General features: G+C 60.3%; 8 protein-coding genes and 1 pseudogene. 8 read left to right on the forward strand and 1 reads right to left on the reverse strand.

Translation table 11 applies throughout. The features are described from left to right. Window positions 1-555 precede the first annotated feature (555 nt). The 6 genes and pseudogenes from CXY71_RS01170 to CXY71_RS01195 all read left to right on the forward strand — a co-directional run bounded on the left by CXY71_RS01170 (window position 556) and on the right by CXY71_RS01195 (window position 7,737). Complete coding sequence (locus CXY71_RS01170) at window positions 556-1,968, forward strand: FAD-binding oxidoreductase (protein ID WP_104133899.1); 1,413 nt, start codon at window positions 556-558, stop codon at window positions 1,966-1,968. A 106-nt stretch (window positions 1,969-2,074) separates the two neighbouring features. Further along, window positions 2,075-3,457 carry an MFS transporter gene (locus CXY71_RS01175; RefSeq protein ID WP_233204319.1) on the forward strand — a complete coding sequence of 461 codons (1,383 nt, stop codon included), beginning with the start codon at window positions 2,075-2,077 and terminating at the stop codon, window positions 3,455-3,457. 3 nt (window positions 3,458-3,460) lie between these two features. Continuing rightward, on the forward strand, window positions 3,461-5,437 hold the full coding sequence (locus CXY71_RS01180; RefSeq protein ID WP_104133900.1) for a GAF domain-containing protein: 1,977 nt from the start codon (window positions 3,461-3,463) through the stop codon (window positions 5,435-5,437). A gap of 689 nt (window positions 5,438-6,126) precedes the next feature. Continuing rightward, window positions 6,127-6,441: pseudogene (locus CXY71_RS01185) on the forward strand (IS30 family transposase); the annotation flags it as partial. Between the two features lie 97 nt (window positions 6,442-6,538). Beyond that, entirely contained in the window at window positions 6,539-6,877 is a 339-nt protein-coding gene (locus tag CXY71_RS01190) for a hypothetical protein (protein ID WP_092449009.1), read from the forward strand. Window positions 6,878-7,041: 164 nt separating this feature from the next. After that, window positions 7,042-7,737 carry a hypothetical protein gene (locus CXY71_RS01195; RefSeq protein WP_104133901.1) on the forward strand — a complete coding sequence of 232 codons (696 nt, stop codon included), beginning with the start codon at window positions 7,042-7,044 and terminating at the stop codon, window positions 7,735-7,737. A 393-nt stretch (window positions 7,738-8,130) separates the two neighbouring features. On the opposite strand, the gene CXY71_RS01200 is transcribed toward CXY71_RS01195, so the two are convergent. Then, entirely contained in the window at window positions 8,131-9,351 is a 1,221-nt protein-coding gene (locus CXY71_RS01200; RefSeq protein ID WP_104133902.1) for an MFS transporter, read from the reverse strand. A gap of 55 nt (window positions 9,352-9,406) precedes the next feature. On the opposite strand from CXY71_RS01200, the gene CXY71_RS01205 reads away from it, so the two are divergent. Together CXY71_RS01205 and CXY71_RS22505 are read left to right on the forward strand one after the other, a co-directional pair. Continuing rightward, complete coding sequence (locus CXY71_RS01205) at window positions 9,407-9,988, forward strand: helix-turn-helix transcriptional regulator (RefSeq protein WP_104133905.1); 582 nt, start codon at window positions 9,407-9,409, stop codon at window positions 9,986-9,988. Between the two features lie 178 nt (window positions 9,989-10,166). Continuing rightward, window positions 10,167-10,469 carry a 2'-5' RNA ligase family protein gene (locus tag CXY71_RS22505; RefSeq protein WP_104133903.1) on the forward strand — a complete coding sequence of 101 codons (303 nt, stop codon included), beginning with the start codon at window positions 10,167-10,169 and terminating at the stop codon, window positions 10,467-10,469. The last annotated feature ends 40 nt before the right edge of the window (window positions 10,470-10,509 follow it).

Here is a 10,509-nt window from a genome sequence, read left to right on the forward strand (position 1 = left end):
GGAGGGCAGCCTGGCTGGAGTCTGGCTGGAGGGATTTTGGCTAGGCAATAGGCCGGTACTCAACATGCTGGGTTACCGGTAGAACTCCAACTATTGCAAAAACTGCTGAATAGTTTGGAGTGGAGAACATTTTTTGTTCATCTAACTTGAAGCATTCTCTGCTTATGGTCTGGTCATGGGACGTGCCGTGGCGGCGTCCGACCTCGTTGCCGGACGTGAATGTGGTGAAGGGACCCTGACCTTCAGGGAACGCGCAAAGCTGAGCGCGGCTTTCGGGCTGTCTTCCTCAGCTTGAGCCGATGCTGTACTCGATCGACGTGCCTGTTCCAGGGTCTCACGTGCGTAGTTGCCGTACTCGGATGCGGGTGCTGCTCCCTGGGCGATGGCCTTGGCTGTCGGCGGAGGATAAGGCGCACTCGGGTGCCCATGGACCAAATATCCATAACCGACGCTATTTCATGGATACATTGTGCGTTGTTTTGACCTGAGTCTCCCCTTAGCGTTGATTCGGAACCAATTCTCCTTAGTCAGTGCGGACGGTAAAGGAATTGCAGCATGGTCAGGACAGCAATAATTTCAAACGATCTGGCCGGAGATTTGTCTGCGTTGGTGAAAAAGGGGATGGTCCTCACCGACGACCAGTCCTTTGCGACGTACAGCCACGACGACGCTGAATGGGCGCCGTTCGAGACACCTCTCGCAGTAGTGCTGGCGAGCACCACATCAGAAGTGGCCAACGTCGTCCGTTATGCCAATGAACGCGGCATCCGCGTAGTTCCCCGAGGTGCGGGAACCGGGCTCTCTGGTGGTGCGAATAGTGTCGCCGCTTGCATCATCCTCTCGCTGGAGCTCATGAATGATGTCATTGAGATCAACGCCGATGAGCGCTTTGCCGTTGCACAGGCCGGCGTCATCAACGATGCCCTCCGGGAGGAAGCAGCCGCTGTCGGACTCTGGTACCCGCCGGACCCGGCAAGCTCAGGCATCTCAACGATCGGCGGCAACGCAGCCACCAACGCGGGCGGCATTTGCTGCGTAAAATACGGCGTTACGGGCGACTACGTACTTGGCATGACCGTAGTCCTCGCCGACGGGGAGATCGTCCACCTCGGCCACCGCACCGCAAAGGGCGTCACAGGCTACGACCTGACCGGCCTGATGGTCGGCTCGGAAGGGACGCTGGGCATCATCACTGAGGTGATTGTCAAGCTCCTGCCACTGGCAGGGCGTGAAGAACAGGGCATTGTCGGATACTTCCCGTCCTTGACAGCCGCGGGCGTCGCTGTAGCAGCTATCTCGTCTGAAGGGATCGTTCCTGCCGCCCTTGAACTCATCGACCGCACCTGCCTGCGGGCGGTAGACGAGTGGCTGAATCTCGGTCTTCCGGCGAACGTTGACGTTCTCCTGCTCGCCAAGATCGATGAAGGAGGAACGGCTGGCCGCGAGCTGGCCGACCGGGTCGCGGCAGTCTTCAGAGATTCAGGTGGATCAAACGTTGAGCAAGCTGTCGACCCCGCAGACGTTGGTCGGCTGTTTCTGGCCCGGCGCATGGCCTATCCTGCGCTCGAACGCCTTGGCCCGGTTCTGACGGAGGACGTTTGCGTACCGCGCTCAGCTGTTCCTGAGATGCTCTCGCGGATCCAGGCGTCGGCCGCGAGGCACAATGTTGTCATTGCCAATATTGCTCACGCCGGCGATGGAAACCTGCACCCACTCATTATTGCCCAAGTGGGCGACTTGCCAGCGCAGGCCCGGGCGAAGGCCGCCTTCGACCAGATCGTCGATGATTGCCGTGCCCTGGGCGGTACCGTCACCGGGGAACACGGCGTGGGTCTGCTCAAGCTGCCCGGCGCACGTGACGAACTGGAACCACGAGTCATCAGCATGCACCAGTCGGTCAAGGACGCGCTTGACCCCCATGGAACGCTCAACCCGGGCAAGGCATTTCCACACCTAATTACGTCATAGGCGATGGTAACAATACTGGATTTCCCAGCATTGTTGGAGAACCCTGCGGCCTTGCGAATGGTGCCAATGCGCCGCCTCCTGCTTATTCAACTCAACGAGGAGTCCCATGAAGACGATCAAAGAGCAACATTCAGCGGATCCGGCGATGCGCAAACGCGTGTTGCGCAAGGTAGCACTGCGACTGTCCCCCTTTCTCGGCTTGCTGTATTTCATAAACTACCTGGACCGGACCAATCTCGCCTTTGCTTCGCCCCACGGCATGAACGCAGCACTGGGTCTGACGGCCACTACCTTTGGCCTGGCCTCCGGGCTGTTCTTCATCGGCTATCTCATCCTTGAAGTTCCCAGCAACCTGGCTCTCCACAGGTTTGGCGCCCGTCGCTGGATAGCCCGGATTATGGTCAGCTGGGGAATCATCGCCACCATGACGGCTTTCGTCCCGAACGCAGAGACCCTGTATATCTTGCGTTTTCTGCTTGGTATCGCCGAGGCCGGATTTTTCCCAGGCATCATCTTTTACCTCACCTTCTGGTTCCCCAAGCGTGAGCGGGCCAAAGCCTTAGCCCTGTTCATTCTTGCCGTGCCGCTGTCCGCCGCGGTTGGCTCGCCGATGTCGTCCTGGCTTATTACTGCCGGCAACCAGATCATGTTTGGTTTGGACGGCTGGCGGTTCATGTTCCTCATCGAAGGCCTGCCTGCTGTCGTTCTGGGCGTGGTCTGCTGGTTCTACCTGACGGAGCGGCCGGCCGACGCCAAGTGGCTCACCGATGACGAGCGGGCCTGGCTACAACATGAGATGGACACTGATTCCACACACACCGCGGCTCGACCCCATGTATCAATCAAGCAGGCCCTGACCCAAGGACGTATCTGGGCGCTGGCCTTCGTCTATTTCGGCATCGTCTATGGCCTGTATGCCATTAGCTTCTTCCTGCCAACGATTGTCGCGGGGTTCAAAAAGGAGTTCAACACCGACTTTTCGGTGATGCAACAGGGCCTTATCGTCTCAATTCCGTTCGTGTTCGGCTGTTTCTCCATGTATTTCTGGGCCAGACACGGAGACAAGACGGGCGAACGAATCTGGCATGTTGCCGTCCCGACCATCATCGGCGGCATTGCGATCCCAATCGCGCTCTACCTCGATTCACCGTTTGCGGCCATGGCCGCAATCACCGTGTGCACCATGGGTATCTGCGCAGCCCTGCCTACCTTCTGGCCGCTGCCATCCCTGTACCTTTCCGGGGCGGCCGCAGCGGCTGGCATTGCACTCATCAACTCCGTTGGCAACCTGTCCGGCTTCATCGGCCCGTACATCACTGGCAGGCTGGCGGAGCTAACAGGTTCCCAGCAGGCGGGCATGTGGGTTGTCGGCGCCGTCATGGTCCTGGCCGGCGTGGTCGTCATCGCAATGAAATCCACGCTGAAGCAGGACGGCACCGACGCGTTGGAGCAGACCCAAGTCGAGCAGAAACACATCGTGCAATACTAAAATGTGCTTCCAATCGATGCGAACGATGCTTCCGCTGGGCTGAGGAGATCGAGCCAGCCGCCGAGCTTAGGGGACTGGCTCGACTTCCTGGCCGGTGACGGACAGCTATCCGAGGTAGAGAGCTACCGGAAGCGGCTGGTGGACGAATCCCCGGCGTCCATGCAAGAAGAGATTGAGCGCCAAACCGGGAAAGTATTGGCGGTCATGAAGCGGCTCTCGGAGCGCCGGCAGCACTCCGATGAACTCACCGTCCTCAATGACCTCGCCCGTAGGCTTGCCTCCCTACGCGAACCACGTGACGTGCTGCAGGAGGTCGCCTCGCAAGCCCGGCGCCTCCTCGCCACCGACGTTGCATACCTCATGCTTCGTCATGAACCGGACAATCTGCGAATCGAAGTCTCCGACGGCTCATTGGGCTCTGTGCTGGGCGGCATTGAAATCGGTCCCGGCCAAGGACTGGGCGGCGAAGTTTTGCGCGCAGGGAAGCCGCTGTGGACGGAGGATTACCTCAAGGACAGCGTGATCGACCACGTTCGATATGTAGACGATGCCGCATGCAGTGAACATCTCGGTGGCATTCTCGGCGTGCCCCTGATTGTCGGCAACGAGACCCTCGGCGTTTTGCTAGCCGCCAACCGTAGCCCCCGTAAATTCACGGAACGTGAGATCGAGCTCCTGGCTGCCCTCGCCGCACATGCATCTGTGGCAATCCGCAACGCCACACTTTTCGAGCAGCAACAGCGCTCCGCCGAAGCCCTGCGCGGCGCCATCGCGGCCCTGAAGAAAACAAATGATACGCGCCAGCGCGCATTCGAGCTGAGGGAGCGACTCACCGGGATCGTAATCAGCGGCGGCCGGCTCACGAACATACTCCACGAGCTTGAACAGGCCGTCGGGGTGCCAGTGAGGTTCGAAAATGCCGAGAATCCCGAGTTTTCTTCTCTCTTCGCCAATTCAACGTCCGCCGTTCCGCTCAGAGCCAGCTCAAAAGCGACCCCACGGGTCGCAGTCCCTGTCCTGCTGTCGACCGGATATGGCGGTTGCCTTGTTGCTGAAAGCCAAGGACCGCTCGACGAAGAGTCCGTTCGGCTGATCTCAATCGGCTCTACGGCCGTCGCCATCATGGTTGCCTCCGAACGTTCGCTTGCCGAAGTCGAGCTTCGCACACGCAGCGAGTTCATCAACACATTGCTCTGGAGCCAGGCGGATGAAGAAAGTGTGGCCCGACACGGGGCATCCGTGGGCATCGATATCGACAAAGTGTCAGCGGTTGTTGTCGTGTCTGCCGACCCCGGAACCGGTGACGCGGAGAAGGCACGCCGCCTGGCCTTCAGTCTGGCGCAGGAATTCCACGGCTGGTCCGGACAGCATGCCGAGCACATCGTTGTGCTCTTGCCGGGGACACCCGTGGAGGCGGTGAAGCAGTGCATACAACGCCTCGCCGACGGGAACTATCCCGGGACGATAGGCATTGCGCCGAGCATAAGTGGCGTTCGTGCTGTACGGTCAGCCCACGAGGCAGCGCAGCAAACCACGACAATGCTCAACGCACTTGGACGTTCCCACGACATCGCAGAGGTATCCGAGCTCGGCATCTATCGCTCGGTGTTCAGCCAGGCGGGTCGCAACCAGCTCGCTGTCTTCGTTAGACAGACAGTTGGTCCGCTGCTCAGCCACGACCACGACCACGAGCGAAACCTTGCTGCGACGCTGTCGACTTATCTGGAACTGTCGCAACACCATGCCCGCACGTGTGCCGCATTGCATATCCACGCGAACACGCTCTACCAACGGCTCGGACGAATCACCGCTCTCATCGGGCCCGGGTGGAAGGAACCAGCCCTCAGCCTCGACGTTCAGCTGGCGTTGCGTTTGAACGGTTTGATGAATTCCATAACGCAGGTAGCCCCTGAAAGCAGGCATAAGGCGGAAGGAGATGGAAACGCCGATGGGGCTTCCCAGTCAAGGGCAGACGCCTGAAGAGCATTCTTGCCGCAGCGAACGTCCAGGAATGGCCTGTGACCGGGCCGGCCGGCTCCTGGAATGTCACTCGCTGTACAGCAGGAGCGCTTCGCCTTGGCCTTGCCGAACGCACGAGTCATGCCTTGGGAGCCCCCAAGCCAGGGATCAAGCCCGGTTTGATTTCGGGCTTGCCAGCCGGGCATCGTCTGCGGCAATACTAATGATCGCAGATCATGGCCAGCTTCCACCGCTTGAAATCGCCTATCTCTACCGAGACCACCGTCCAAGCAATACTCATCGGCCACAGCGGAGCCACCGCGGTCTGGTCCGAAGACATGGGCTCACCCGCGCCGTCCGGCGACGCAGACTAATCCCCGACATGCTGTCAGCACGGTAAATACCTCTTAGGACAACTCGCGCCAAATAACATCGCCCTGAACCACCCGTTACGTGTTCTTCACACCGCGGCCTTCTGCTGTTGAACATCTGGGAGGAATGAACGTATCAGTGGGGCTGACCGAATCTAACTGCCTGGCCAGCCCGTCTTCGTTGGATATCCAGTGAGCAGCTATGGGCTATTCGGCGCTGCTGTAATAGGTAATCGTCAGCTCTGCCAGGAGTACGAACCGCGAACCGCTCGAGGCAGCAACTTCGAATTGTTCAGAACCCAGAGCGCCCTCGGACGAGATGATCGTTTCGCCAATTGGAAGACTCTGACGTGGGATCAGGGAACCGAGCTGGCCCAGCACCGGCAGATCACGCTGGCCACCACGATAGCGATCTACTTCTGTGATCCACATTCGCCGTGGCAGCGGGGCACCAACGAAAACGCCAACGGGCTGCTGCGCCAATATTTCCCTAAAGGCACCGACTTATCCATCCATTCGCCCGAGCGGCTACTCGAAGTCGCTACCGAACTCAACAATCGACCCCGCAAAACGCTCGGCGGCATCACACTCGCTCAAGCCATGCAACGACTATTGTCAGAGCCAGAAAAGCCCATCGTTGCGACGACCGGTTGAATCCGCCAACCCCCTACGGGACTGATTCACACTATCGCGAAGAATCAAGCGCCACAGCCGTCGCGCCGCAGTAGTGCTTGATCGATAGTCTGGCTCTATGCCCATCCAGACCGTCGGCGCCACGCGCTCCCCCGCCGTCGCAGTGGGGACCGTACTCCTGGGATTACTCGTACTCTGGATGGCGCAGCCGGTCCTTCCCAGTTGGGCTTGCGCGGCCAGTCTTCCGGCGGTGTGCCCGCCACAGTTGTTGCCCGTCCGTGCGTCGCTGATCAGCGCAGGCATCCTGTTCGCGCTGCTGGCGACCGTATTGGTTGGGCTGCTGCTCCGGCCCAGATCAAACCGGTGGCTGGGCGGACAGTCGCGACGGACAGTGTTTGCCGTTCCGATCATCCTGGTCTTGACCGTCGTTGCGCACTTCGTGATACCGCAGTCCTGATTCCAGACTGCTCGGCCAGACCGCAACACCTCGCGCCCGCAAACCGAACCCTTACCGAGCGCTCAAGCGATCTCTAACCTGTCGCCGAACGCGGCTTGAGAGGAAGGGCGGCTTGCAAGACTTCAGAGGGAGGGCCCACGTGGGTGTCCCCTAGAATCGGCGGTATGGCACTCCTGTATCAGGCCGAGCTGCGGCCGTCGAAGATCGAGCTAATCAAGGGATGGGCGCCGACCCAGCCGTGGTTTGAAGGCAGCGCCAGCGCGACCTTCACGAGCGTTGGCTCGTTCCGCTTCGACGATCCCAATGGCGAGGTGGGCATCGAAACAATACTCGTCAGGGCAGGAGACGGCCCAGTACTACAAGTACCTCTGACCTACCGCGGTGTGCCGCTCGTAGGCGGCGAGGCCTGGATTATCGGCACCATGCAGCATTCAGTTCTGGGCCAACGGTGGGTGTACGACGCTACGGGAGACCCCGCATATCTGGCGGCGGTTGCGACGGCTGCTCTCACGGGTGGCCGCCAAGCAGAGCAGTACATCGAAATTGATGGCGTGCGAGTTCTCCGCGAGTCGACGGCCGTCGTCACCGGCAGCGGGAAGAACGACGCGCCCGTCCCTCCGCTATCTTCGGCCGGCACAGTGTCCACTCGGCACGACCGCGGCGCGACCGTCGTTGAAGCAGGCGCCCTGAGACTCGTCGTGGCCCGGTTACTCGCCCCGCGACCTCCCCAGAGAAACCGCTCGGGTTGGCTCGCCAGGTTCGACGACACTGCGACACCGGAGGTCCTCACCGGCACGTGGACAAACCAGCCTTGCCCACAAACACTCGTTCAGGTTCAGGTTCAGGTTCAGGCTCGCTGAGCGATCCGGGACCCCCTGAGAGCACTGCGGAAGCGCGTTGGCCCCCCTAGTGAGCGCTGAGGAGTTGTACCGTAAGCCGAACCCTCTACGGGACTTTCCCCCTCCGCCGAGGTTGCGAGATGAACAAACGGTCTTGGCGACCGGAGCCGGCCAACTGGTCGGCGAAGTAAGATACGCCGCGGCGGTAGCCAAGGCACCGCCGCCCAATCCGCCAATTCAGGCAAGCGACCCAACCGCCACCAGCTTGTCAGCGCCGCCGATATTGACGATTTCACAAGTTGTTTTGACGGAGCACGTTGGAGCCACGATATACAACGCGGCGCGATGCCCCCGAATCCAGATCGTTGGTGAAAACACCTTGGTGGATATCCCAGGTCGGATCGCACGAGGGGTCTATGGAATTTCGGCCGCGAGTATTCTGCGTGGCGAAACACTGGCTGCGGCCGCCAGCACTCCGCTCAGGGCGATCACCACTGCGCTGACGAACACAGTCTCGAGGTTGGTCGCACTTCCGATGGCGCCGCCGACCAGGGCGCCCAGCGGCACGGTACCCATTCCGATGAGGCGGTAGCTGGAATTGACCCGACCCAACAATTCCGGCGGGATCAGCCTTTGCCGCATGGACACGAGCGCCACATTGGTTGCTCCCAGGCAGATGGCCAGGAGTACGAAGGTGGGGGCCACTGCTTGGACGTAGGGGACTATCCAGGGCACGAGCAGCAGGAGCGAGATGGCGGAAGGCCCACCGAGGATCAGCATGGTCTCACCCAGTCGCAGCACCAAGAACTCTGCCAGAAACGCTCCCATTACTGACCCCACTGCCAGCGTGACGAGCAGGACGCCATATTCGGGGGGCGTGAGTCCAATTTCCGACCCGGGCCCGGATGCCCAGAGCACGAAGATGGAGAAATAGGCCGTGAAGGCGAGATTGAGGGTGCCGGACAGCACGGCGACGCTGCGAAGCAGGCGGTGGTGCACTAGGAAGGAGATCCCTTGGGCGATGTCAGCACGAACTGTGGTTTTTTCCGGGCGATCGGCTCTGAACGAGCCTCGGAGCCTGATCAGGACGAGAGCGGACAGGGTGAACAGGAAACCGGCGATGCCGAAAACACAAAACGCGCCGAATCCAATCAGTACGCCGGCCAACGGTGCAGCCAGGAAACTATTGGCGGCATTCTGCACTGCCATGAGCCGACTGTTCGCACTTGTGAGTTGCGCGCGCGTCACGACGAGTGGGATCAAGGACTGCGAGGAGACGTCCGAAAATACCTCGCTGATTCCTGCCAGGAATACGACGACATAGAGCAGCGGAAGCGGAGCCAATCCGGCAAAGGCCGCTACTGCCGCGCTGAGGAGCAGTGCTGCACGCGTCCAGGCGAGAGCGATGATGATCTTCTTCCGGTCTCGTCGATCCGCCAGCGCTCCAGCGTGTAACGCAAAGATAAGCCACGGAAGGGAAGCCATGGCCGTGACTAGGGATACCAGCAACGGTGAACGGGTCAGGCTCGCCGCGAGCAGTGGCGCCCCGGTCAGTAGGAGGCCGTCCGCAAGGTTGCCAATTCCCGTTGCAGTCAGGAGTGTCGCGAACTTCCCGCCGAGCGGTGGACGCTTCATGTAAACTCATTTCAAATAAGTTATGCAAACTTTCTCTGCAAAGGTACTCTGCAATATGACTGATCGCAAACATGATGCGCCCGCCCTCGATGCCTCCGCGCTGAAAGCACTCGGGCACCCCCTGCGCCTACGTCTCTACTGGGCGCTCGTCAACGATGGTCCGGCCACCGCGACAATGCTCGCCAAATCCACAGGAGAGTCCACCGGTGATACGAGTTACCACCTCCGCGCTTTGGCGAAGCATCATCTCCTCGAAGACGCGCCCGACCTCGGCACAGGAAGGGAACGATGGTGGCGGGCAAACCCCGAAGGTTTCTCCGTCAACAGGAGTCTGCACAGCGACGATCCCGAAGCAGCGGCTGCCGTCGCCCTACTCTTGAACCGAACCGCTCGCGAACGCGTCGTCCACCTGACGGACTGGGCTTCTGCCCTGGATCGCGAATCTCGAGCCTGGGTCGACGCCAGTATCACCACGTCCGAATCTCTGAATCTGAGTGCCAGATCGCTCACTGACATGGTCTGTGAAATCAGGGACGTCATCGCTCGCTACCAGGCATCGCCTCCACAGCCGGATGCCGAGACCCGACACGTGCTGGTCTACTTTGATGCACTTCCGGCGCTCCATTCTGCCAACTAAGAGCGTGAGTGCGGTGTGCAGGGAGGCACTCGTCATTTTCCGTACTCGTCTGCAACGCGTCGGGCCGGTCCCGTAGGGGGGACGCTCCCCGGGATTCAAGTGTCAAGGGCCATGAGAGCAGGTGCGCCGACTCAGGGTGGCGTTTGACTTGCAACTGGGCGATCCTCATGCTGAAGTGATGCAAGGTTCCGTGATTGGTGAGCGCTATGTCGTGGTCGCGTTGTTCGAGCCGATCGCCGTTGGGACATTATTCAGCCGAAAGGATTGGCCGGCACACGTGACGCTGGCATCGAATTTCATCACTGATGTGTCTGTTGATGACGTGGTCCTCGCCGTGAGACGGGTCTGTGCCCAAATCGAGCCGATTGTCCTACAGTTCGACGGCGAAGCACTGTTTGGCCGCAATCACGATGTGCCAGTGCGGCTAGTGCGATCCGCAGGACGGAACTTGTCAAGGCGGATGAGACCAGTGGGAGTTTAGGCGGCTAGTTCGAGGCGGTCATTCTTGGTGGGTTTGTCGG

Origin of the sequence: Cryobacterium sp. Y62 (assembly GCF_002929785.1) — a bacterium.
Lineage (GTDB): Bacteria > Actinomycetota > Actinomycetes > Actinomycetales > Microbacteriaceae > Cryobacterium.

Coding starts and splice junctions, on each gene's coding strand:
- CXY71_RS01170 (WP_104133899.1), top strand. CDS start 556: ATGGTCAGGACAGCAATAATTTCAAACGATCTGGCCGGAGATTTGTCT.
- CXY71_RS01175 (WP_233204319.1), top strand. CDS start 2,075: ATGAAGACGATCAAAGAGCAACATTCAGCGGATCCGGCGATGCGCAAA.
- CXY71_RS01190 (WP_092449009.1), top strand. CDS start 6,539: ATGCCCATCCAGACCGTCGGCGCCACGCGCTCCCCCGCCGTCGCAGTG.
- CXY71_RS01195 (WP_104133901.1), top strand. CDS start 7,042: ATGGCACTCCTGTATCAGGCCGAGCTGCGGCCGTCGAAGATCGAGCTA.
- CXY71_RS01200 (WP_104133902.1), bottom strand. CDS start 9,351: ATGAAGCGTCCACCGCTCGGCGGGAAGTTCGCGACACTCCTGACTGCA.
- CXY71_RS01205 (WP_104133905.1), top strand. CDS start 9,407: ATGACTGATCGCAAACATGATGCGCCCGCCCTCGATGCCTCCGCGCTG.
- CXY71_RS22505 (WP_104133903.1), top strand. CDS start 10,167: ATGCAAGGTTCCGTGATTGGTGAGCGCTATGTCGTGGTCGCGTTGTTC.